The 21,819-nt window shown below is 59.9% G+C and carries 22 protein-coding genes; 5 read left to right on the top strand and 17 right to left on the bottom strand.

Annotated elements, in window-relative coordinates:
• Positions 1 to 4 precede the first annotated feature (4 nt).
• The 6 genes from cas7b to FJT57_RS08870 form a co-directional block, all read right to left on the bottom strand.
• Complete coding sequence (gene cas7b / locus FJT57_RS08895; protein WP_144904254.1) at positions 5 to 1,075, bottom strand: type I-B CRISPR-associated protein Cas7/Csh2; 1,071 nt, start codon at positions 1,073 to 1,075, stop codon at positions 5 to 7.
• Positions 1,076 to 1,115: 40 nt separating this feature from the next.
• The gene (gene cas8b, locus FJT57_RS08890; RefSeq protein WP_144904252.1) at positions 1,116 to 3,290 is read right to left on the bottom strand and encodes a type I-B CRISPR-associated protein Cas8b/Csh1; all 2,175 of its coding nucleotides are present in this window, start codon (positions 3,288 to 3,290) and stop codon (positions 1,116 to 1,118) included.
• Positions 3,287 to 4,114 carry a CRISPR-associated endoribonuclease Cas6 gene (locus FJT57_RS08885; protein WP_144904250.1) on the bottom strand — a complete coding sequence of 276 codons (828 nt, stop codon included), beginning with the start codon at positions 4,112 to 4,114 and terminating at the stop codon, positions 3,287 to 3,289. The genes cas8b and FJT57_RS08885 overlap by 4 nt, the downstream gene beginning before the upstream one ends.
• A 117-nt stretch (positions 4,115 to 4,231) precedes the next feature.
• A complete protein-coding gene (locus FJT57_RS08880) occupies positions 4,232 to 4,906 on the bottom strand; it encodes an IS6 family transposase (RefSeq protein WP_144904248.1) in 675 nt (224 codons plus the stop codon).
• A 233-nt stretch (positions 4,907 to 5,139) separates the two neighbouring features.
• Complete coding sequence (locus FJT57_RS08875; protein ID WP_144904246.1) at positions 5,140 to 5,391, bottom strand: type II toxin-antitoxin system HicA family toxin; 252 nt, start codon at positions 5,389 to 5,391, stop codon at positions 5,140 to 5,142.
• Entirely contained in the window at positions 5,392 to 5,661 is a 270-nt protein-coding gene (locus FJT57_RS08870) for a type II toxin-antitoxin system HicB family antitoxin (protein WP_144904244.1), read from the bottom strand. It lies immediately after the preceding gene.
• 1,476 nt (positions 5,662 to 7,137) lie between these two features.
• Here FJT57_RS08870 and FJT57_RS08865 point away from each other — a divergent pair.
• Positions 7,138 to 8,160: a hypothetical protein gene (locus FJT57_RS08865; protein WP_144904242.1), complete on the top strand. Its 1,023-nt coding sequence runs from the start codon at positions 7,138 to 7,140 to the stop codon at positions 8,158 to 8,160.
• Between the two features lie 364 nt (positions 8,161 to 8,524).
• The gene (locus FJT57_RS08860) at positions 8,525 to 8,788 is read left to right on the top strand and encodes a hypothetical protein (RefSeq protein ID WP_144904240.1); all 264 of its coding nucleotides are present in this window, start codon (positions 8,525 to 8,527) and stop codon (positions 8,786 to 8,788) included.
• 161 nt (positions 8,789 to 8,949) lie between these two features.
• Here the strand turns inward: FJT57_RS08860 and FJT57_RS08855 are convergent, their stop codons facing one another.
• Positions 8,950 to 9,270 (bottom strand): hypothetical protein, encoded by a 321-nt coding sequence (locus tag FJT57_RS08855; protein WP_144904238.1) that lies wholly within the window; start codon positions 9,268 to 9,270, stop codon positions 8,950 to 8,952.
• Complete coding sequence (locus FJT57_RS16405) at positions 9,270 to 9,437, bottom strand: hypothetical protein (protein ID WP_162524321.1); 168 nt, start codon at positions 9,435 to 9,437, stop codon at positions 9,270 to 9,272. Before FJT57_RS16405 ends, FJT57_RS08855 begins: the two co-directional genes overlap by 1 nt.
• A gap of 267 nt (positions 9,438 to 9,704) precedes the next feature.
• Between FJT57_RS16405 and FJT57_RS08850 the strand changes: the two genes are divergently transcribed.
• Positions 9,705 to 10,316, top strand: a complete 612-nt coding sequence (locus FJT57_RS08850) for a hypothetical protein (RefSeq protein WP_144904236.1) — start codon at positions 9,705 to 9,707, stop codon at positions 10,314 to 10,316.
• Positions 10,317 to 10,570: 254 nt separating this feature from the next.
• On the opposite strand, the gene FJT57_RS08840 is transcribed toward FJT57_RS08850, so the two are convergent.
• Positions 10,571 to 11,284, bottom strand: a complete 714-nt coding sequence (locus FJT57_RS08840) for a hypothetical protein (RefSeq protein WP_144904234.1) — start codon at positions 11,282 to 11,284, stop codon at positions 10,571 to 10,573.
• A gap of 664 nt (positions 11,285 to 11,948) precedes the next feature.
• Positions 11,949 to 13,229, bottom strand: a complete 1,281-nt coding sequence (locus tag FJT57_RS08835) for a tyrosine-type recombinase/integrase (RefSeq protein ID WP_144904232.1) — start codon at positions 13,227 to 13,229, stop codon at positions 11,949 to 11,951.
• A gap of 214 nt (positions 13,230 to 13,443) precedes the next feature.
• Between FJT57_RS08835 and FJT57_RS08830 the strand changes: the two genes are divergently transcribed.
• Positions 13,444 to 14,697, top strand: coding sequence for a tRNA (N(6)-L-threonylcarbamoyladenosine(37)-C(2))-methylthiotransferase (locus FJT57_RS08830; protein WP_144904230.1), 1,254 nt, complete (start codon positions 13,444 to 13,446; stop codon positions 14,695 to 14,697).
• 9 nt (positions 14,698 to 14,706) lie between these two features.
• Here FJT57_RS08830 and FJT57_RS08825 read toward each other — a convergent pair whose 3' ends face one another.
• The 6 genes from FJT57_RS08825 to FJT57_RS08800 all read right to left on the bottom strand — a co-directional run bounded on the left by FJT57_RS08825 (position 14,707) and on the right by FJT57_RS08800 (position 20,428).
• Complete coding sequence (locus FJT57_RS08825) at positions 14,707 to 15,792, bottom strand: cation diffusion facilitator family transporter (RefSeq protein ID WP_144904228.1); 1,086 nt, start codon at positions 15,790 to 15,792, stop codon at positions 14,707 to 14,709.
• A gap of 377 nt (positions 15,793 to 16,169) precedes the next feature.
• Positions 16,170 to 16,967 (bottom strand): SDR family oxidoreductase, encoded by a 798-nt coding sequence (locus FJT57_RS08820; protein ID WP_144904226.1) that lies wholly within the window; start codon positions 16,965 to 16,967, stop codon positions 16,170 to 16,172.
• 129 nt (positions 16,968 to 17,096) lie between these two features.
• Positions 17,097 to 17,678 (bottom strand): HIT family protein, encoded by a 582-nt coding sequence (locus FJT57_RS08815; RefSeq protein ID WP_144904509.1) that lies wholly within the window; start codon positions 17,676 to 17,678, stop codon positions 17,097 to 17,099.
• Between the two features lie 11 nt (positions 17,679 to 17,689).
• A complete protein-coding gene (gene map, locus FJT57_RS08810) occupies positions 17,690 to 18,580 on the bottom strand; it encodes a type II methionyl aminopeptidase (RefSeq protein ID WP_144904224.1) in 891 nt (296 codons plus the stop codon).
• A 91-nt stretch (positions 18,581 to 18,671) separates the two neighbouring features.
• Positions 18,672 to 19,334 carry an alpha/beta hydrolase gene (locus FJT57_RS08805; RefSeq protein WP_144904222.1) on the bottom strand — a complete coding sequence of 221 codons (663 nt, stop codon included), beginning with the start codon at positions 19,332 to 19,334 and terminating at the stop codon, positions 18,672 to 18,674.
• Complete coding sequence (locus tag FJT57_RS08800; protein ID WP_144904220.1) at positions 19,331 to 20,428, bottom strand: ring-cleaving dioxygenase; 1,098 nt, start codon at positions 20,426 to 20,428, stop codon at positions 19,331 to 19,333. Before FJT57_RS08800 ends, FJT57_RS08805 begins: the two co-directional genes overlap by 4 nt.
• 142 nt (positions 20,429 to 20,570) lie before the next feature.
• On the opposite strand from FJT57_RS08800, the gene FJT57_RS08795 reads away from it, so the two are divergent.
• On the top strand, positions 20,571 to 20,981 hold the full coding sequence (locus FJT57_RS08795; protein WP_144904218.1) for a winged helix-turn-helix transcriptional regulator: 411 nt from the start codon (positions 20,571 to 20,573) through the stop codon (positions 20,979 to 20,981).
• Positions 20,982 to 20,992: 11 nt separating this feature from the next.
• Here the strand turns inward: FJT57_RS08795 and FJT57_RS08790 are convergent, their stop codons facing one another.
• On the bottom strand, positions 20,993 to 21,673 hold the full coding sequence (locus tag FJT57_RS08790; protein WP_144904216.1) for a DsbA family oxidoreductase: 681 nt from the start codon (positions 21,671 to 21,673) through the stop codon (positions 20,993 to 20,995).
• Positions 21,674 to 21,819: the final 146 nt, after the last annotated feature.

Genomic DNA, 21,819 nt, shown 5'->3' with positions numbered 1-21,819 from the left:
CGTCTCACTCTGCCGCGGACGCTTCGTTGAACTTCTGGTAGACGTCGAATCCGTCGACTGGAACGCCACGACCTTCGAGTTCACCGGCTATCTCGTCGGCAGCTTCAATCTCAGCCCCGTCACAGGTAACGGCCAACCGATTGCTTCCAGTGATGTGAACAGTCTCGAGATGGCTATCGTTCGCAACGGACACGAGCGTTTCCACGAGATTACTGACGTCGAGACAGACGTCACGGACTGAGCGCAGCTCGCCGTCCGATTTCGACTCGCCCTCGTTGAGTGTGATGTCGTTGTGCAGGTCTCCAACGTGATAGCCATCGGTCGAATATTCGGCCCTGATGTACAGCCGTGGTTCCTGCCCGATCTTGCTGCGTGAGATGGTCTGGTTCTTTAGCGCGCGCCAACAGAGCGTGTCAAGTCGTTCAACGTCGGCCGCATTCAGGTGGGTGTCGCTCGCGCCGTGTTCGTCGACCAGTCCGTGGAACGGAAAGATGCCGTACTTGATTCGGTGGTCGTCAAGCCCAAATCCACCCTGTTCCTTCTCGTCCTGCGTCGCAATGACGCTCGTAAGCATACTTGTCTCCTCGTTGGTTTCGACTGCGTTGAGTGATCGGGCGGGGGAGAACTGAACCGGCCCGGTAAACTGGCTCGGGAACCGTTCCTTGACGGCCTCGTACAGTTCGTCGTTGGTGTCCGCATTGAACGAGAGCGTCGCGCCGAAGTAGCGAATGTCAGTGGCTTGCGACAGGAACTCCCTCTCGATGTCATTGACCTCGTCGAGATCCTCGACCGTCTCGACGTCATCGAACAGGTCGAGCGCCAGTGCTGCACGGATTTCGGCACCGTCCCCGGTTCGCTTGACGAAGATCGGATGGTTGTCGGCCTGAAGTTGGTCACGGAGGTAGCGCTTGAGGCGAACGTCGGTGATCGCGGCCTGCTGGGTAACGGGATCAATACGCGGTCGATTCTCACCCATCGGATCTCCGTTAGGATTGCAGTCCTGTGCGTCGGTGACGAAGACGATTTCTGAACGGTTCGTGACGTCGGAATCAGCGGTGGTATCAGTTTCAGACATAGGTTTCTCGGTATCGTTTGTGTCGTAGTTGTCGAGCGTTCTATGCGACATCTGCAGTCTCTGGTTCACTTGAGTCCACGTCCTCGGCTTCAATTTGCTCCTGAAGGTCGTAAGCCCGCAAATCAGCTCGCTTACCGTAAGTGATGCCGAGAGCGTAGAAGAATCGGACATCTTGGAGGGACAGATCCCACTCGCCCGGATGCACGAAGTCTTCCGTCTGCCTATCGAGGACCTCCGGGAAGAGCGACTCGCCGGCCCAGTCTGCGTCCTTCGCATAGACATCGCTCTTCTCAGCGAGTTCCGGCCAGACCCTGACGAGTCGGTCGATTGTGACCTGCGTCGGTGGATACTGATCGACGACCGTCCGATTCATCTCCCGTGTGTTCGTCTGGTGGTAGCTCATCATACCGACGAGAACGCCAATCAGGAACGCACTCTCTCGATCTGGGTTTTCGTCCAGTGACTCTCGGTCTTCGATGAACGTCTCAAGTCGGTACCGTCGAACGTCGATTCGCGTGAGATCACCGTCGCCAGCGATCTTCGCTTTGGCTGGAACGTCTTTGGTCATTGTTTTGGGTGGCGTCGTCAGGTTCGCGGACGCCGATTCGCCAGTCAACAGCCCGGCTCGCGCCAGCGCTTCGAGCTGGGCGAACTGCGTCTTGATGTGGTTGGTCGGTAGTCGATCCTCCTCGTCGTCCCGGTACTCCTGTTCGATTCGTTCAACGTAGCCATCGAGCAAGCGCTCAACGGGGATCTCCTCACCCGTCAAAAGCGCGTAGGTGAGCCACTCGGCGAGATCGTCGGCCATCGCGCCGTCGTCACCCGCCATCACCGGCATAGTGCCCCAAGCGTAGCGACCACTGACGATCGAGTTTACCACATCGTCGTCCCAAGTGCGAGGCGTAATCGGTTGCCAGTTATCGACATACTCGAAGCCAAGTGGGCCGAACGCGCTCGACTCGTGTAGGACGGTTCGATGCGCGGTCGCGATCTTTCGGGGCCAGTACAGCGAGACGTCCGGGACCTCGTGGATCACGTTAATGTCGCCGCTGTCGTTTCGCAACGAGATGACGTAGAAGCGCAAGGCTTCGACTTTTTCCCTACCAGCCTCCTCCCCGATGGTCTTTTCGAGGAAGAACATTGGATGCTGGGTGTCGCCGTCAAACTCTTGGAGTTGATCCAGCGCGGAGTAGAGTTCCTCCGCATCCCGCTCATCCACCTCGACGAAATACGGGAGCGTATAGACGCCCAGCCCATTCCGAGTTGTTCGACACGCATCTATGAGCGAAGAACCGGACTGAATCAGGAGTGCAGCGTTGGAGGACACTGGATGCGAGCGCCAGGCTTGCTCTCTTTGCACTCCATCGAACTTCTCGGCGTGCTGGAGCGTGAAGAATGCGAGGGGGTCTTCAGCGGTGCCGAACACCTCTGAACGCTCGCCGGTGACCATACAAGCGCTTTCGCCTCGTGAGGGCGTACTCACCTGTTTGGAGGCTAGTTTGTCATCTTTCCGCGCTTTCATCCCCGCATTGAGAACGCCTATCTCGCCCGGGTAGAACCAGCCTCCCCTATCGCCGTTGGGCCGCTCCTCAAGATCGTCAGGGTCAAGACGAAGTGTGACTGTGGCGACGACTCTTTCGTCGTCCATATACCGTTCTTCGGTCTGGTTCTTGATTCTCTCTTGGACAGTCTCGTCCTGACCCAACTCCTGTAACAGCTGAATGACCCAGCCGTCAGGATGGGTTTCTGCAACCTCGCCGATAGCTGGCTCACGACCATCCGCGTTCGTCCAGCGCTCCAAACAGTCGATGCAGTAGGTCGCCACAGTGTCAGCATCCGAGCCACCCTTGGCCCCACGGCGGGTGATGCTGTGGTCAATGCCGCGACCCCATGGATAGCGGGCGAACCCGAGTTTCCCAACGGTCTCCAGCTCCAGAAAATCCACGTCGACATTGACGTCCTGAGCGGTAACCGTCTCGGCGGTGAGGTCCACTTCGACAGTGATCAGATATCGTTTCTCCTCGCCTGGATCCGACGTGGAAAACCCATCGAGTTCGCCGGGAGTGTAGTAGAGTCCGAACTCTGGATCGCCACCAATCAGGTCGCCGCTTGAGGCTTCGGCAAGAGCGCCGTAAAGCGTCTGAATCCGTCGTAACGACGTTATCGGTCCATCGGGGAGGTACTGGTCGAGTTTCTCTTGGTCCAGCCCGGTCATCGAGCCTGCCCCCGGTGACCCGACGTCTCCATCGCCGTCTGCCCGGCGGGTATGACCGAATCCTCGTCGATGTTGAGGAAGCCGAACCCGAGCATATTTCGCCCGCCGATTCCCGCGTCGAGTGCGAGATTGAGGTGGCGACGATGGTGGTCGTCCTGTACTTCGTACCCGAACCGCCACTTACTCAGGATGTACGTCATTTCGACGCCCTGAGTGACGGTGACGGGAATCGCGAACGTCTTGATGAGTTCGTAGCTATCGAACAAGTCGTTCGATCGGTCGGTCGGACCTGGCAGGTCATCCGGGCAGAACTGACTATGTTTCTTGTCCAAATTGTTCTCTAGTTGCGTCTTCAGCGGCTCGATGGTGTGTTCTGGCTCCCAGAAGGTCGGATTCTCCCCATCTGTCTCGATGCCGTACTCCTCACAGCGCCATGGTGGAAGGCGGATCAGAACACCGGTACCGGATTCGAGAACACCGCGCGTGCCCGGTTCACCGACGTCTAACGCGAGCATCGACACGTCCGTCACCTCGAAGGGCATTTCACCGATATTTAACTCTCGATTCTCGTCGAAATCGTCCGCGATCGCACCCAGCATATCTCGTTCCGGCGCAGCGACTAGCAACGTCCGCTTGTCTCCTTCCACCATATCTCGAGGGGGAAACGGATTTGAGAAGCACAGTCCGGCCGGCCGTCCCTCATCGTGGCGCTCGTCGAATTCGCTGCCTTCGAGCGCCTGCCACATTCGACCCCGTAGCTTGTGGTGGTATGTATTATCGTATGCTACGTCTCTCCGGGAACGGAGGCGGATTAGAAGTCTCATCCCCCACCACCTATCCCCGCGTTATTATTAGCCCATTTCACGAGTTCTAATTACAGTCGACTGTCAAATATCTTGCCGTGTCTCAATCTTATGATGAGTCGTCATAATCGGCACTGTCTAGTTAACGGCCTCCACTGGCGTTCGGCCATTTAGCGTCTGATGCGGTCGTTGGAAGTTATAGTAGTACGCGAACTGTGCAAGCCACTGGGCGACGGCAGTCCGACTGCCAACCCACGAGTGATAAAAGCGGTCGATTCTCATTTTGAGCGTCTGAAACCACTTTTCGATGAGGTTTCGGTCAATGTAGTCCAGGTGACCGCTCAATCCGACGCGAAAGAGGGCAGTCAAGTATCCGTAGCCATCGACCAGAAACTCAGTGTCTGAAAGGTCGTGTTTCTCGGCGAGTTGCCCAAGAAACTCAGCTGCTGGATCGGTTCCTCGTCGTTCGAAGAGATCGACGCCGAGCAGCAACTTTGAGTCGAGGTCTATTGCAGCGTATACCCAAGACAGCTCGCCATTGATTCGGACAGCGGTTTCGTCAACTGCGACCCGCGTCGGCTGCGCCGACGGCGGGTCAGGAACGCTGTCAGCCAGCCGATGTACCCATTGCCAAACCGCTTGATGAGAGCGTTCAACGCCTAATTCAGCTAGAATCGTTGTTGTTTCTCTAAGCGAACATCCGGTCACGTGGAGCCGGACGGCGAACGCCCTGACGGGCGTCGCCGTCCGCTCACGCTCCCAACATTCATCTAACTCACCGTCTAACTCCTCGTTGAGCAGGTCTGCGAGCATCTCTGGACAAGATTCTCAACGACCTGCTCGTTCCTCAATCTACGCTAACTAGACAGTGCCCTCTGTCATAACTTGTTTTGGATAAAACACAAGTATGATAAAACAATTTCCGTTGACAATAGTTCCCCCCAGCCGACCTCTCTATTTTTGCTAACCCCGTTGAGACCGCAACTTGACCGATTTTCTCGTGTATAGAATGGTAATGCTAGCCAGCTGAATAAACAACTACGTCGTTATGAGTTTCGATCAATCCAAGCGCAAAAGTCGTCGAAATTTTGCGCACCTGCATCGTTGGCGATCTCTCGGAGAGTCCCGGTCCGAAGTTCGTCGTGGAGCGGCACAGTTACTCTCCGCCTGTCGTCTTCATTTGTTGGATGTTCGTAGTACAACTGGGCGTGGTCACCAGTTGTACGCCGCCATTCAAACCCGCCAGAGTTGACGAGGACTTTAACAACCTCTCGCCCGGAGAACGTCCGTCTCCCCATCTATTTCAGGACGTCTGGTGGAGTCTGATCTCCGGTGGTATTGTCTTCTGGGTTAATTCCCATTTCACGGAGCTCCTCATCCGTCGGTTCACGTCCGGCCGTACCTGTATGAAGGGCAACGGCGTCGTCAAGGTTTTCTAATGCAGCTGCTCGCGAAGAACCCTGTGTCGTTACACCGGTCTCGACGTCTTTGGCGATCCACCAATCATCCTCTCGCCAGAGACGGATCTCATCCTCGTGATTGTCTCCGTCCCACGTCGAAGTTGCCATTACGTACTACGTACGCGATGAGCGAAATAAGCATTTGGCCTAATCAGCACGAATTCTATTATTCAGGTTTTACAGCCCCCTAGTCTCAGTTCGCCATTTCAAGAAGCATTCAGGACCAATTGATTGGTCGTTATCGTTGATATCGAATTAAGCGTGACCGGGATTATGGTCCTTCAGCCAGGTCGCGAGACGCCTTCGAGAACCAGATAACATACTGACCGCGGGGATTCACCCGCGTCACCGGCAAATTCCCGACCAATTCACCGAGAATTAGCGGGTTGAGACGGCCATCGCTAATCATACCGACGTCGAAGATTGAGTACACCCGTCAACGACGAGGACAGCCGACCAATTCCCGACTAATTCCCGGCCTTGCTGACCAGCCTTCGAGAAGTCAGCACCAATAGAGGAGAGACGACGAAGTTCGAGTAGCTCGTCGCAAAACTATTCACTCGACTCGGGGGCCCGACCAATCGGATCTAAGGCGGGGGCGACACCGAAGTCGAGATCCGCTCGCCCGAGCACGTCGTGGTCGAGGTAAACCCCGAGGAAATAGTCGGTCTACTCGGTCGAAGTCGCTATTGTCGGTCAACACCGACACCAGCGCGGAGACGACCACGCTATCGTTGTCGCTTCGGACCTTGCCCCGAGGGTGATCGGCAACGCAGCGATGAATGAAGTGACGACTATTTCAGCGACGAGCTTATCGAATTGGTCGACTGTCGTAACCAACACTCGATTTCGCCCGAGGAGACGATGGACTTCTGATTCGGACGGGTGCCTCCTAAGACACCCGCCTCGACCTTCGGGGGCGCTCGGGGGATTGGTCGATACAGTCCCGGGGAGACTCTGGGGAGGAGTCCGGCATAGCCACCGAGTGAGATACGGGAAATGTCCGGGACAATTCGATATCGTCTACAGCCTCCGAGGAACGTCGCTAGAATTGGTCGGGGATCCCGGGCGAGATGCGGGAGAGATCCAAAGAAATCTGGAAGAAGAAAATATTCGATTTCAGCCCTCCAGAATTGGTCGGGGTTGTCGAGAGGCTCCCCCGATCTTCTCCCGGCGTCGACCCGCTTCCGATGGGGGGAAGTCTACACCCTCCCCGACAATTCCGAAGAGAGGGTACCGTTCACCCCGAGGTATCCGGGGGATTTCGTAGAGGCTTCACGGTCTGTTCTCTCGGGATAGTAATCGAGGTCCCCGACCAATTACCCGGAGGAGTGTTACGGACAAACGCTATCGGAGTGAGAATCTACTGTCGTGGGAGTCGGCGTCGACGTATTCGAAGTCCGAGAACCGTACATTCCAGTAGCCGGCCCGACCAATTCGAGACCCGGTACCAATTATTCGAAATTGATCGAACTGCGTACGGAATCATCCCATCATCTGCGAGGGTAAGACGGACTGACCGGCAGGTAGCTGAATGGTGATCGTAGAACAACCACTAATACGACTGCCGGAAATTGACAGATGATGTATCTCTATACGCCCGACGAGATTGACCGCGAGCGGGCACATCATCAAGCGGTTATTCAGGGCGCAGACGATCTTCAAGTCAAACGGATTGGAAATCTCGGAGAATTGGCCTTCGAGCAATTCTGCCGCGAGTATCTTCCGGTCGAAATGTGGGAATGGGAGAACGAAGAAGCAATCCGTCGATGTAACCCCGAAAGCTACTCCGCGTACGATTTCGAGGTCTTCGGCTACTCTCTCGACGTCAAGACCTCTCGTGACGTCTCTGCTTTCAGACCAGCCGTATTATTGGATAACGATCCCGACGACGATATCATCGTAATGGCGTGGCACCGAGACAATGAGGACGCGTTAATCCTCCTCGGATGGGAGCGCACGGAGACCTTGAAGTCGAAGGTTCGGACCCAAGAGGAGTATTCGGGTGAAGAGCCCGAGAAGCTCGCTCACCTGGCGGCCCGTCCGATGAACGAGTTACAGGATCTCGGTCCGAACACTGCACACCTCAATCAGAAGCCGGAGAATCCGTATCGTCCGGGAGATCGAGTCGTCAAGTCTGGGGATGACGACGCGTCGGTTGCTGTGGTCGTGGAAGTACTCCCACCGGAGCAGAACGCGGAATTATACGGCCAAGAAATTGATGGCGAAGCTGTGAGCGTTGCGTTCCCGAGCTCGCTTGACGATGGACCTAGCGACTGGCGGACGATTCACCCGGCGAAACTCGCATCATACTGCGACGATCAGGACATCAAACTCTATTCGTACAAACACGAGAATCTCGAATCGGCGGATCCACCTTTCTCACCCGGCGACTATGTTATCAAACCGGACTACTCCGACCCTGACCTCGCGGTCGTAACTGCAGTCGATGGAGATGACGTGAGTGTGGTGTTTCGGCATCTGCTAGATGATGCGCTTGGTGACTCGTATGTCTATCCTCCAACTCTCAACGACAAATGCGAGGAGTCAGATCTGAGCCAGTACTCGTTCGTTGCCGAGGAGCTGGCTTTCGAGCCGCAATACTAGCTGTTAGCGGAGGGGTTTCTAGAACAACTCGCATAGCAAATTGGGGACTCAGGGCTTGGTCAAGGCATAGGAAGCCATAGAACGGTTCCTCACCGTCGAAAAACGCTCAGTACAGTCTATGGCTGGACGAGTTTGTTTGGGGGTCGCCACGAATACAGCGACCGGCAATGCGATAGACCAATCCAAACCAGCGGAGTATCGAGTCTGGCCGGGCGATCCGAGACGTGGTCAGTGAGGAGGAGGTGTAGGCAGTCCACTTCCCGTTCCACCAGACATCGAGCATCGGGGAGCAAAGGGCTGGCTGAACTCGTGTGTCGAGAAGGACCGGGTGGTATACGAGGATTGGCTACGATACTCCATCATAATGCCGGATGACGCGAAAGCGGAACTGTACCAGTGTCTCTCAGCCACGGCCAAACGGCCAGTCGACCGGACGCCGAGCCGCCTGTTAGGTGAAGCCCAAGCGGTCGCCGACGATCTTCGTGCTATCGATGATACTGCGGTAGTCACAGACCGCGCTGGTGTCGTTGTTGAGCTTCTCTCGAAGATCGACGGGACGGGTGACCCCAAGGCGGACGCCGCGGTGGCTCGGGCACGCAAACTCGCCGAGACCCTGGCCACTGAGTGAGTATTCGATCACTCCCCGATCGCCGACTCCACAATCTCGATTTCCTCGTCAGTCAGCTCGTTCAACCCGTAGACGACCACGATGACTGAGTATATAGAATAGATCTAGCGACCGGAGATCTGTTCTACTCTTTTATAACTCGTTACATCGGCTGTGACGGATCAAAATCCCCTCCCTCCAACTGCCCGGTCGTACCGATCTGTCCACACCAACAGTACCCACAACGCGATCAGCACGTTCAACAGGAAGATCATCCCGTTCCACGGCGTAATCGGGGGGATCCACAGCGGTAGCAACGTCTCGATGTAGGCTTCCAGAACCACTGGCAGTACCTCGGTTCGTTGCGGAATCCGCGAGAACGGACCCATCCAGACGAGAAGTAACTGACCAGCGGTCGTAAATGCCCCTGCAATTCCGTACGCGTAGATCACTTGGCGACTAAGCAGACTCCCAATGAAGTAGTGCCAGCTCTGAGAGCGCATTATGTCACCACCTCCAGAACACGAGCGACAACGACTGCCCAGAATGTCGTTCCGAGCCCCGAGGCAATGAAGGTCTGTATGCCCTCTATCGACCCCGGAGAATAGGTGGCGAGCTTCCAGAGAAAGTAGAGCGGGCCGAGTATGAAGGCCACTACTGGATCGGTCATAGGGCTTCCTCCGGAGTGGGTTTCTTAACCGTGGGTGTAGTTCTCACGTGAGTATCCAATGCAACTGCGTCGCGGGTGGCGACCTGAGAGGGCCTCACCTTGGGTTGGATGCCGAACATCAGCACTGTTCAGCACGGCCCATATAAAGATAAATCATCAGGAAGTTTCACAAATAATATCATTTGCAGGCGGTCCTGCAACGTTTAATTTCGCAACGGAAATTCTTGCAGACGGGGTTGCAGAACCTATCTCTGGATCTCAATACATATGACACGAACATTAGAAGACTTACACGAGGAATACGGCCGCGAAGACCAGGAGATCAAACGCCACATTGGGGAGTATTTGTACGAGCGGCCGGCCCGTTGGATCCCTCGGCAGAGACTCGTTGCTGAATTCGACGTTGACGACAGCGGAATCTCCCGTCACCTCGGCCATCTTCACGACGATGGCTTCATCCAGTCACACAAGAACGATGACGACCAGCGGGAAGTACAGTGGGATGGCCGCGGTGCCGGCGGCTTCGAGTACTGGGTTCGGCAGGTTGTCCCGTCTCAGCTGTGGTCCGCCAGCAGCGAACTGCGCCCGCTCCTGACGGTCGAAGCTCTCGGGAGCGCCTACATCCCGACGCTGCTGTTCGGGATTCTGTTTATTCTCGGGATTATGATGGCACTGTTTGCTGTGGTGGTTACATACCTTCCTTCGGAGTCGGCCCTCGGGTTCACGGTAACCCACTTAGTGATCTTGACTGGGTGGATTACGATTACTGCGTCGATGCTATTAGTTCTGAGTCTGATTGGCAGGTTATTCGAAATTGGACTTCACAGGGCGTGGGAGCGACTCAAAAAGACCGTTCAAAGCAATCAGGAACCTGATTGAGGTCGTGTTTAGTTACGGATGAAGAGTGAAGCGGAATGACCTCTTGCTAGTCTATGGCAGAAATCGCCCGCCTCAACGGATGTACAGACTGGATTGGTTTGGATTTTGTGGAGCGACAGCAGACACCCCGAGTATGCAATGAAGCTTCGCCTTGACTTACTCAGTAAGCAAGCACGTTCTGATAGTGATTCAGTCTCAAAAAGCGTGAAAAGAACCCCTGTGCATAGTTTTATGACACCCAGAACCGATGGGCACTATTCGTTTTCGTCCGATCCAGTGGTCGAATTTCCTCCAACGTAGACGCTAGGGAATCCCGGTCCAGTCTTCTCCAACTTCTCCAGATCGCCGGGTTCCAACTTCCCTGACTGCACGAGGGCACCAATTTCTCCTGGTGTTAATTGGTCGCCCTCACCTTCCTCTACTCGTTCATAGAGCGCCTCAATATCGGGGTCGTAATCGATATCGATCGATACGTCGACGTCGTTGGCCTTGCCTGACCAGCGTCCGGACGTGCTGTAATTGGCACCGAGATAGAGACCGTGCTCAAGGATTTTCTCCATTCGGTCCGGGTCTTGGCCAATACCGAGGTACATAAACGACAGCATAGCCGCGAAGGTATCGTTCAGCTCTTCGGTCTCGAAGGTATCGAATACCTTCTCCCACTCGGTCTCTCCGAGCAAGAGCCATAACAGATTAAAGTCCTTCAAGGCATTTACTGTTCGTTCTCGGATTGCCTGCCGTCGGTTGAGTTCGCTCTGCTGGTGGCTGTAGTCTCGCAAGCCGCAGAGGTATTCCCGATCGGTATCGGAGAGAATTCCCCGAGGGCGATCTTCGGGTTCAAGGGCAGAGATGTCGGGCTTATAGTCTTCAAATGCGCTATTTGCCTCTTCGTCCAACTCATCCCCCTCCTCGTCTTCGACATCGTCGACGCCTGTGAACAGTTCGTGGTCTTCGTTATCGTCAGACATACAAGTCAATATCCGCCTAATCAGAAGAAGCCATCGTCGCGGAATAATTTTAACGGTGGCGGACAGTCGAATAGACGGAAGCCGCTGAAATCACCGGTGAAATCAGCAGGTGGGTGGACGGTTCGACACCGGCCTTACCTGTTGATCGTTCCGAGGTGGAACGACACAACACCGAAGTGAATACGTGCGGCTCAGAGGCCGTAGAGTTCGACGCCGTCGACCTCGTTCCGTAGGTGGGGCGCGGTCAACGACGCCTGAAGCAAGCAGCCGGATAGGCCGGTCGGGACGGTGGATGTGTGTAAGGGCACTTCACCGAACCGTTTGGCATACCGGTGTGGGCGTTAGTCGGTTTTCGACTAACAAAATGGTTTCGGGCCCACGCCGGTACTCCTTGCCCCATCGGTCTGTCCGCATTCCACCAACCGAATGCAGGACAAAACCAGCGAATACACGAGACGGACGACGTACAATCAGCAAACTGAACGATCAGAACCGCCTACGGGGGTGGTTCGATGAGTGCCTCGACTAATTCTCCCGAGGACATCGTGCAAAGCCATTTAGAGATATTCAGACAGCTTGCCCGATCAGATCTCCCGATTTCATCGGATGCGCGGCGGGCGTTGGATCTCGTCGACGTGGAGGAAGAAGAGTGACAACCGTATGCTCAGAAGTCGGTTGTGGCACGCCGAAGAGACGGGTACTCGTTGAAGAGTTGCCGGAGTTCGAGGACGGCCTCGGCAAGATTATCGTCGGCACGCGCCGCCGATTCGACGACTCGATCGTCTTGGGCGTCAAGAGCGGCTTGCGCCTCTTCATTCGTCGGCGTTCCACACCGCGGGCAGAATTGGGCCCCGGGGCTGAGGGTTTCCCGACAATTTCCGCACGGCTGCGGCGTCGATGGATCGGTTTTCGCCTCCGACTCCTCGATGTATCCCGCCTTGAGACCGATCTGTTCGTTCCGTTGGCGGGCGGTCGTGTGATCGTATTTCTCCATCATTCGGTCGTTAGCCCAGCCAGCGATATGCTGGATCTCTTGAGGCGAATAACCCTCTCTGGAGAGTCGAGTGATGGCGGTGTGTCGGAAGTTGTGCGGGTTCACGGGCTTGTCGATGTCCGTTCGGTTTCCCGCCCGCGAGAGCGAACTACGGAGGCTTTCCCCGCTCACAGCGCACTCTTGCGGGTTTTCTTCATCGTATCCGCGCAGGACTGGCCAGAGTGGGGCTTCTGGTCGAGGATCCAGATGGTGGGTGTTGATCCACGTCCGGAGGTCGGCACGGCTCCGGAGAATGGGATACTGCTTATCAGGCGCGCCTTTGTGTCCCTTCCCGTTCGGGTTGGGAGTGAAGTACGGGCGTTTGGTGTCGAGCTCGTGGACATCCTCGACTCGGAGCTGAGAGGCGAGGGAGATCCGAGCTGCACTGTCGGCGAGGAATTCGATGAAAGTGCTGTCTCGCGGGTTCCGTGTCGCCTCTTTCAGCAGAGCGATATCCTCCTCGTCGAGGATCTGGTCCTCGTCGATTCGATCAATCGACGCGGACGGGGTCTGGATATCCTCCCAGAAGGGAAAGTCGGGATAGTCGGGTTGGTCGTTGAGCCATCGGAAGAAAACTCTGAGAGAGCGCTTGTAGTTATACATCCCACTCCCATCTGGTGCGAGCCCTCGACCGCCCTGGCTTTTCGGCGCAGTGAGCGTCGTCCACAGATCCCGAAGATCGATACGGTTCATCTCGACCAGCGGGCCATCGGCGTACCGAGAGGCAAGTCGGAGAGCGCTGAGATCTTGGTAGAGCGTGTTGTCCGCGCAGTTCTCGTTCCCCTCCCGGTGGATTCTGACGAAGGTCCGGATGGCCTTCCGATCGGAACCGTCGATATCGGACTCTTCAAGCAGTCTCCACTGGTTTTCGAGCTTCTGAGTGGTGTTGTTGGTGTCGTCGACGTTCACCATAAACTGCCTAACTCGCCCCAGGTATTAAGCAATTATGGGTTAACACGCGCGAGATGTTCGGCAACTAAGGGCCCTACTCGGCCCCATCGGCGCGGCTTCGTTTTCATTTCTTCCATCGATGTCACAGTGTCGAGGCTCGCGACGTTCGCGGCGGACGATACCCGTCCGAACCGTCGTGCTTTTGCCCGCGGATCTGATACCCTGTACCGACTGAATGGCCCGATACCACATCGAGACGTACGGTTGCACCTCCAACCGCGGCGAGAGCCGGCAGATCGAGAGCGCGCTCCGCGACGCCGGTCACTACCGCGTCGACGGTCCGGAGGCGGCCGACGTCGCCATTATGAACACCTGCACGGTGGTCGAGAAGACGGAGCGCAATATGCTCCGTCGGGCCAAAGAGCTGGAGTCGGCGACGGCGGACCTCATCATCACCGGCTGTATGGCGCTCGCGCAGGGCGAGGAGTTCCGCGAGGAGGACGTCGACGCGCAGATCCTCCACTGGGACGACGTTCCCGCGGCGGTCACGAACGGCGAGTGCCCCACGCCGGGACCGGGGACCGAACCGGTTCTCGACGGCGTTATCGGCATCCTTCCGATCGCCCGCGGGTGTCTGTCGAACTGCTCGTACTGCATCACGAAGTTCGCGACCGGTCGCGTCGACTCCCCGCCCGTCGAGGAGAACGTCGAGAAGGCCCGCGCGCTCGTTCACGCGGGCGCGAAGGAACTCAGAATAACGGGGCAGGATACCGGCGTCTACGGGTGGGACACCGGCGATCGGAAGCTCCCCGAACTGCTCGATCGGATCTGCTCGGAGATCGACGGCGACTTCCGCGTCCGTGTCGGGATGGCGAACCCGGGGGGGATTCACGGCATCCGCGAGGAACTCGTCGAGGTGTTCGACCGCCACGACGAACTGTACAACTTCATCCACCTCCCCGTGCAATCGGGCTCCGACACGGTGCTCGAGGATATGCGGCGACAACACCGCGTCGAGCAGTTCGTCGAGATCGTCGACACGTTCGACCGGGAACTCGATTATTGGACGCTCTCGACGGACTTCATCGTCGGCTTCCCGACCGAGAGCGACGCGGATCACGCCCAGAGTATGGCGCTGTTCCGCGAGGTGCGTCCAGAGAAGGTGAACGTCACCCGGTTCTCGAAGCGCCCCGGCACCGACGCCGCCGAGATGAAGGGCCTCGGCGGGACGATCAAGAAGGAGCGCTCGAAGGCGATGTCCGAACTGAAGCACGACATCGTCGCCGAGGCCTACGAGTCGATGATCGGCGAGACGCACCGCGTGATGGCCGTCCGTGAGGGAACCGGCGACTCGATGAAGTGCCGCGACGAGGCCTACCGACAGCTCATCGTCCGCAACGCGTCCGAGCGCGGGATCGAGCCCGGCGATTTCCTCGACGTCGAGGTGACGAGCCACCAGACCGTCTACGCGTTCGCCGAGCCGGTCTGACCCCCGCGTTCACTGACGGCCGTCGTCAGAATCTGTCTCACCGCTCGTGTTCGACTCACCAGCAGCGACGTCAGGCCCGTCAGCGCCCGTATCCGGACCACCGGTGTCAGTATCCGGGTCGTCGTCGAGACCGCGGGAGTCCTCGCCAGTCGCGTCGTCGTCTCGGTCCCGAGCGATTGCGGTCCCGATGAGCCGCTTGGCCTCGGCGTTCTCCTTCCACTCGCCGAGTTCCTTCGGATCGACGTGGACGAACACGTCGTCGATCTCCGGCATCTCTCGAATGGACTGCACCACGGCGGATTCGATGTCGTGCGCCTCGAACAGCGTCATATCGCCCTCGACCTCGATGTGGAGGCTCACGTCGACCTCGGGGCCGACGTAGTGGGCGACGACGTCGTGCGCGCCGCGGACGTTCGGATGTGCGAGCGCGCGTTCGAGGATCTCGCGGCGGAGCGACTCCGGCGGCGCCGCCCCGACGAGGTAGTTTACGTTGTCCCTGACGATTTCGTAGCCGGTGTAGAAGATCCCGAGCGAGACCACGCCCGCGGCGATCGGATCCAAGACGGGTGCGCCGAACGAGGCTCCGAGCACGCCGACGAGCGCCGCGCCCGCGGTGAGGATATCGTTTCGGTTGTCGAGCGCGGCGGCGACGACCGCGGGCGAGTGGCGCTCCTCGCCGACGCGGAGGCAGTAGCGGTAGAGGCCGTACTTCGCGCCCGCCGTCCCGAGGAGCACGACGACGCCCGCGGTTCCGGCCTCCACGCCGTAGGTGCCGTTCAGGACCGATATCGTCGCGTTCCAGAGCACGGCCGCACCCGCGACGAAGACGCCGACGGCGACGAACAGGGAGACGAACGGTTCGATGCGCTCGTGGCCGTGCGGGTGCTCGAAATCCGGCGGTTGCGTCGTCAGGTACAACCCGGCGACGACGACGAGGCTGTACACGCTGTCGGCGAGGCTGTTGACGGCCTCCGAACCGACGGCGAGGCTGCCGGTGAGCCCCCAGACGCCGCCCTTCGCGAGCACGAGCGCGAGGTTGACCGCGAGGATCACCAGACCCACGCGGCGGACGGTTCGTCTCCGGTCGTCGCTCATCGTCGAAGCGTTTTCTTCGGGGGGCTAAGTCGCTTCGGTCGCCGTATGAATCTATTGTCGAGGGATAGACCGCTCTGGATACGGCGACGCAGCCATCGGAAGATCCCCGTACATTCCCTCCTCAGTTGATTTTCGACAGCCACCACCCGCCGGAGACTGTCTCACATCGCAGAACCGAGGCTAGATAGTGGTTAACACTCGGCACACCGCTGGCGACGTCCTCGGGGCCAGCCCCGCTCTCGCACCCGTCGCCACCGCCGTGCCCGCGCTGACGTGCCGAACCTCACCGCGTTCGTAACTGTGTCGTCTGATGGTATGCTGCCGTGGAATCGAGGCCCGCGGGCCTGCAACTGCAGCGAGTCCACTCGGCGTGACGTTCACATCGTGGAGGCACTCTCTCCCCCATCAATGGGTACGGCAGTCCCCGCGATAAACGCCGAAGCTGGTGAAGAGAGGAACGCGACCGCTTGGCCCAACCTCTGCGGGTCGCCCAGACGACAGAGTGGGATATTACTTGCCCGCGCTTCGAGCCCCGCTTCGAACGAGTCGTATCGACCGTCTCGAACGCCGTTTTCGATGCGCTTTTTGACCCGTGGTGTTCGGTGTGTCCCCGGGAGGACGGCGTTCGCCCGAATATCCGGTGCCAACTCTTTCGAGAGCGTCTTTTCCAGACCGATCACCCCCGAGCGGACTGCATTCGAGAGTACGAGGTTGTCGGTCGCCTCCTTGACACGCAACGATCCGATCGTTACAATCGTTCCATAGTCGCTCTCTTTCAGATGCGGTTCCGCCGCGCGGATCGTCCGAACGGCACTCATTACGAGCAGATCGAACGCGTCATACCAGTCTTCATCACGCGTGTGGAGAAACGGCATCGCGGGCGGCCCTCCGGTCGACGTAACGAGATGGTCCAACCCGCCGAATCGGTCTACCGTCTGATCGACGAGGGAATCGCCCGCGTTTGGATGGGTGAGGTCGGCCGCGTGTCCGATTACAGTGGCAGTGGCCGCGGCAGCGTCGCGGACCTCATCGACCGTGTCCTCCAGCCGTGTTTCGTCTCTGCCGTTGACGACGACGTTTGCACCCGCCTCGGCGAGCGCCGTTGCTGAGGCCTTCCCCAGTCCGCTGCTCGATGCCGTTACGAGAGCCGTGTTTCCCGCGATCTCTAGGTCCATACTCCGGGAGATACTCCCGCTCACAAAAGCATTGGTTCGTTGGTCGATTGGCGGATGCGCCGTTCCCGTCATCCGGAGCGAAACGCGACCGGGCGAACTCGAACGGGGGTCGTCGGAAGTCGGCCAGTCTCAGTCGTCGAAGTCGAGTCCCACAGCGCGCGTCGGTCCGTCGGTGTCGTCGTCACTCGCCTCTCCTTCTTCGGCAGTCGCCGCCGGAAGCGACGCGAAGGCCTCGTGCAGGCGGTCGTAGGTGTCGTCGAGGGCCTCGACGATGACTTTCGTGTCTCCGATCACGGGCATAAAGTTCGTATCGCCGCTCCAGCGCGGCACGAGATGCGTGTGGACGTGCGCGTCGATCGAACCGCCCGCGGCGCTGCCGCCGAGGTTCTCGCCCGCGTTCACGCCGTCGGGCTGGAACCCCTCGTTGAGGGCGTCGATCGCGGCGACCTTCAGTCGCGCGTGGTCCAGCAGTTCGGCGTCGCTCAGGTCTCCCCACTCGCCTGTGTGGCGGTCGGGGATGACCATCACGTGCCCCGGGTTGTACGGGTAGTTGTTCAGGATGACGAACGCGTGCTTGCTGCGGGCGACGATCCGGTTTTCGCGGTCGTCGTCGCGCTCGGGCAGCACGCAGAACGGACACCCGTCGACGGTCTTCTCCTCGGGGTCGCGCTCGACCCACTCGATCCGCCAGGGGGCGAAGACCTGCTCCATCGTTCTCTCGCTCACGCTGTCAGGATCTCACAGCCGTCCTCGGTGACGACGACCGTGTGCTCGGCCTGACTAACGAGTTCGCCGTCGTCCTCCTTTAACACCGGGTAGCCGTGGAGGACGCCCTGCTGTTTCAGCCGCTTGACGGCCATCTCCGCGCGCGAGTCGTCGAGCCAGCGGGCGGCGAACGGCAGCGTCTTGTACTCATCTTTCACCTGTTCGAGGACGTTTCGTGCCGACCGATCTCTGACCGAGCGGTCGCGTTCGAGGCTGTAGATCTCTTCTTTCGAGCCTTCAGTGACCTTTCCGCGACCCGTCGTCGCGAACGGCTCGATGGCGATGACGTCGCCGACTTCGAGTTCGACGCCGCGTTCGGTGCCTCGGTTGGGAATCGTCGGCCCCGTGTGGGCGTCCCACTGGGCGACGCCGTGTCCCGAGAGGTTCAGAATCGGCGTGTAGCCGTAGCCGCGGATCACGTCCTCGACTTCCGCGCCGACTTCGCCGGTTTCGACGCCCGGCGCGACCGCATCGAGAGCGGCGTCGAGCGCTTCCTCGGCCGCTTCGGCGAGTTCAGGGTTGCCCGAGAGGTCCACGGTCACGGCGGCGTCGGCGATGTAGCCGTCGACGTGGACCCCGCAGTCCAGACAGACCATCTCCTCGCCGAATTCGGTGTCGTCGTCGCGTCCGGGCGAGGCGTGCGAAGCCTCCTCGTCGACGCTGATATTCGCGGGGAACGCGCAGCCGTCGGCGAGCTCGCAAATTCGCGATTCGGCGAATTCGGCCACTTCCAACTGGGTGACGCCGGGTTCGACTTTCTCGGCGGCTTCGTCGAGTACCCGCCGAAGCACCGACCCGGCCTCCCGGTACTTTTCCAGCGTCTCGTCGTCGAGGGGTCCGTCGCTCATACCGGGGTCATCGGACGAGCGACCCATAGAGGTTCCGAAGGCGAGACTCGGTTCGTTCGTGAGTTGCGGTGAAACGTCGAGTAGTTGCGCACTACGCGCCGACGAGCGCCGCGACCGACTCGCGGAGATACTCGATCTCCTCCTCGAAGATGCCGTGACCGCGGCCCTCGTAGCGGTCGAAGCGCACGTCGGCGTTCAGTCGCTCGAAGACCTCGACGGTCTCCTCCGCGCGCGACATCGGGATGTGCGGGTCGTCGTCGCTGACGCCGACGAAGAAGGGCATTCCCTCGACATCACCGGTGTGGTCGAACTCGGTGCCTTCCTCGCCGATCAGCCCGCCCGAGAGGAGGACGAGGCCGCCGTAGCGCTTCGGATCGCGCGCGACGAACTCCGAGACGAGACACGCCCCCTGCGAGAACCCGACGAGGAGTACTTTTTCGGTCGGGAGTCCGCCCTTTCGCGCGGCATCGACGGCGCGGCCGACGTGCGCCAGCGCCGAGTCGAGGTAGGGCTGGTTCCGCTCGATCGGGGCGACGAAGCGGTTCGGGTACCACGTGCCGCGCTGGGCCTGCGGGGCGACGTAGTGGACTCCGTCGCGACCGAACTCGCGGGCGAACTGGAGCATCCCGTCGGCGCGCGCGCCGCGACCGTGGACCAGGACGACCGCGGCGTCCGCCTCGGTGGGCGACGCGCCCGCGGTCCGGATCGGCTGGTCGCCGTGCGGGTCGGCATCTGAACTGGGTGATCGGCTCATTCGTTCGCACCTCCGTCGGCCGTGGCCTTTGTACTTTCCTCCGAGTCGCCGTCCGCGCTGTCCGCCGTCCGGCCGCTGTCTTCACCATCCGCCATCGGATCGCTGTCATCCCGCCCCGCCATCGAACCACCGTCTACACTGTCCAGCGACGGCAGCCCGGCCTCGATGCGCTCGCGGTCGTCTTCCAGCCACGAGGGGAGCTTCAGTTCCGAGCCGAGCTCGTCGACCGACTCGTCGACGTCGAACCCGGGCCCGTCGGTCGCGATCTCGAAGAGGATCCCGCCGGGCTCGCGGAAGTAGATCGACTGGAAGTACTGCCGGTCCTTCTGCGGCGTGACGAACTGTCCCGCATCGGAGAGGCGGTCGCGCCACGCCAGTTGCTCAGCCTCGTCGGCCGCGCGGAACGCGACGTGGTGGACGGTCCCGACGCCGGGACGACCCCGCGGCGGCCCGCGATGAAGCACGTCGACGACGGTCGCGTGATCTCCGGTCGCGGCGTAGCGAACGCGCTCTGCGCCGTCGTCGCGCTCGGCCTCCGAGCCGACGCGCTCGAACCCGAGCACGTCGAGGACGTTCGCGGTCGCCTCTGGCTCCGCGGAGTGCAGCGTGACGCCGAAGAAGCCGCGGACGCCGTGTTCCGCGGGGACCGGTCCGCCGGTCCACGGCTCGATCGGGGAGTCGTCGGCGTCGGTCTCGACGAGTTCGAGCGGCTGTCCGTCGGGGTCCTCGAACGGCAAGACGGACGCACCGAAGCGCCTCAGGCGGTCGCGGACGGTCGCGTCCGATTCGCGAAGTCGGTCCGTCCAGTAGTCGAGGCTTCCCTCGGGGACCGAAAGCGCCGTCGCGACCGCCTGCCCGCGCCCGGGTCGCCCCCGCCGTGTGCCCTCGAACGGGAAAAACGTGAGCGCCGTGCCCGGTGAGCCCGTCTCGTCGCCGTAGTAGAGGTGATACGTCGTCGTGTCGTCGAAGTTGACCGTCCGCTTGACGAACCGCAGGCCGAGGGTCTCCGTGTAAAAGCGGAGATTCTCCCGCGGGTCGCCCGCGACGGCCGAGACGTGATGGATTCCGTTCGTATGTAGTGCGTTCGATTGCATTGATCTCTCCTCGCGTTTCCGGAGCGCCGCGACCGCGGAGACGACAGCGCCAGCGGTTCCGACTCCAGTATCGCTCTGTTACCTACTAAAGAAGCGAAACCATTTGTACCTTCCCGGACGAAGGAGTCACCAGGTGACGCCAGTGTCCCCAGACGAGAAATACGACGAGGAGGCCTGCTCGGTGATCGACTCCCTCGAACAGATCGGCTCGCAGTGGCGACTCATCGTCCTCCACGACCTGCAGGAGGGCGAAAAGCGCTTCAACGAGCTCAAGCGCTCGACCGATGCCAGCTCGCGGACGCTCTCGCGCGTTCTCGACGACCTCCAGGAGCTCGGGTTCGTCAACCGCCGCTTGGAGGAGGACGCGCCGGTGGCGACGTATTACTCGCTGACGCCGAAGGGGCGGTCGCTCTGTCCGGTGTTCGACGAGATCGAGTCGTGGGCCGACGAGTGGCTGCACGCGACGCCGACGGGCGAGGACCCGGCTGCGGTGGCCGCCGACGGTGGATCTTCGGACGCTGAAACGACGACCGAGACCGAGCTGGCCGAGTAATCCACACCGGCTCAGACGCCTTCGACGAGCCGTTCGAGCTGTTCGGGCGGGACGGCCCCGCGGGCGGCGTGCTCGTCGTAGACGAACGTCGGAACCCCCGTAATTCCCCTCCGTTGTGCCTCGCGGAACTGCTCGCGAAGCGCCGCTCGTCGCTCCTCGTCGCCGAGTACGTCGCGGACGACCTCGACGTCGATACCGGCGCTCTCGGCGATGTCGACGAGGACGGATTCGTCCCCGATATCGTGGCCGTCGTGCCAGAGCGCCTCGAAAACGCCCTCGTCGAACGCGAGCCACGTCTCGTAGTCGTACTGCTCTCGAACCGCGACGGAGACGAGCTGTGCGGGCAGCGAGTCGACGTCGGTCGCCAACTCCACTTGCATCTCGTCGGCCCCGTACTTCTCGCGGAGCTTTTTCACGTTCTGTGTGGCCTGCTCGTAGTAGGCGTCGTCCTTGCCGTCGTCGGCGTCGTGATCGATCGTCCCGTCGGCGTTCCGTTTTCCAGAGCGAAGGTCGAACGGCCGCCACTCGATTGGGAGCTCCGCATCGCGCTCGGCTTGGTACGCCGAAAGCGAGCGTCGCCCGAGATAGCAGAACGGACAGACGTAGTCTGAGTAGATCGTGATCGGTTCCCGTTCGGATTCGGCCGTCTCTCCTCGCTCCGACTCTCCCGCGTCGCTTGTGCCGTCACTCATCGCTCGACGGGACGGGATCCGGACGTAAGAAGCCATCCCGTCTGTGCGCGAGCGGGAACTGTCAGCCCCGAGAGACCCTTCTATCGTGTCGACACGCGTTGACTCGCGTCGGCACGCCGCTTTTCCGAAACAGTACACCTACGGTG

The organism is Halobellus captivus, assembly GCF_007655485.1.
Taxonomy (GTDB): domain Archaea; phylum Halobacteriota; class Halobacteria; order Halobacteriales; family Haloferacaceae; genus Haloquadratum; species Haloquadratum captivum.
Note: the sequence above shows the minus strand (reverse complement) of the source record. Positions and strands in the feature narration are given on the sequence as shown.

Coding starts and splice junctions, on each gene's coding strand:
- cas7b (WP_144904254.1), bottom strand. CDS start 1,075: ATGTCTGAAACTGATACCACCGCTGATTCCGACGTCACGAACCGTTCA.
- FJT57_RS08790 (WP_144904216.1), bottom strand. CDS start 21,673: ATGAGTGACGGCACAAGCGACGCGGGAGAGTCGGAGCGAGGAGAGACG.
- FJT57_RS08875 (WP_144904246.1), bottom strand. CDS start 5,391: ATGGGGAGACGGACGTTCTCCGGGCGAGAGGTTGTTAAAGTCCTCGTC.
- FJT57_RS08835 (WP_144904232.1), bottom strand. CDS start 13,229: ATGGTGAACGTCGACGACACCAACAACACCACTCAGAAGCTCGAAAAC.
- FJT57_RS08805 (WP_144904222.1), bottom strand. CDS start 19,334: ATGAGCCGATCACCCAGTTCAGATGCCGACCCGCACGGCGACCAGCCG.
- FJT57_RS16405 (WP_162524321.1), bottom strand. CDS start 9,437: ATGACCGATCCAGTAGTGGCCTTCATACTCGGCCCGCTCTACTTTCTC.
- FJT57_RS08885 (WP_144904250.1), bottom strand. CDS start 4,114: ATGAGACTTCTAATCCGCCTCCGTTCCCGGAGAGACGTAGCATACGAT.
- FJT57_RS08815 (WP_144904509.1), bottom strand. CDS start 17,678: ATGGAGCAGGTCTTCGCCCCCTGGCGGATCGAGTGGGTCGAGCGCGAC.
- FJT57_RS08865 (WP_144904242.1), top strand. CDS start 7,138: ATGTATCTCTATACGCCCGACGAGATTGACCGCGAGCGGGCACATCAT.
- map (WP_144904224.1), bottom strand. CDS start 18,580: ATGAGCGACGGACCCCTCGACGACGAGACGCTGGAAAAGTACCGGGAG.
- FJT57_RS08830 (WP_144904230.1), top strand. CDS start 13,444: ATGGCCCGATACCACATCGAGACGTACGGTTGCACCTCCAACCGCGGC.
- FJT57_RS08855 (WP_144904238.1), bottom strand. CDS start 9,270: ATGCGCTCTCAGAGCTGGCACTACTTCATTGGGAGTCTGCTTAGTCGC.
- FJT57_RS08825 (WP_144904228.1), bottom strand. CDS start 15,792: ATGAGCGACGACCGGAGACGAACCGTCCGCCGCGTGGGTCTGGTGATC.
- FJT57_RS08870 (WP_144904244.1), bottom strand. CDS start 5,661: ATGGCAACTTCGACGTGGGACGGAGACAATCACGAGGATGAGATCCGT.
- FJT57_RS08840 (WP_144904234.1), bottom strand. CDS start 11,284: ATGTCTGACGATAACGAAGACCACGAACTGTTCACAGGCGTCGACGAT.
- FJT57_RS08880 (WP_144904248.1), bottom strand. CDS start 4,906: ATGCTCGCAGACCTGCTCAACGAGGAGTTAGACGGTGAGTTAGATGAA.
- FJT57_RS08860 (WP_144904240.1), top strand. CDS start 8,525: ATGCCGGATGACGCGAAAGCGGAACTGTACCAGTGTCTCTCAGCCACG.
- FJT57_RS08820 (WP_144904226.1), bottom strand. CDS start 16,967: ATGGACCTAGAGATCGCGGGAAACACGGCTCTCGTAACGGCATCGAGC.
- FJT57_RS08850 (WP_144904236.1), top strand. CDS start 9,705: ATGACACGAACATTAGAAGACTTACACGAGGAATACGGCCGCGAAGAC.
- cas8b (WP_144904252.1), bottom strand. CDS start 3,290: ATGACCGGGCTGGACCAAGAGAAACTCGACCAGTACCTCCCCGATGGA.
- FJT57_RS08800 (WP_144904220.1), bottom strand. CDS start 20,428: ATGCAATCGAACGCACTACATACGAACGGAATCCATCACGTCTCGGCC.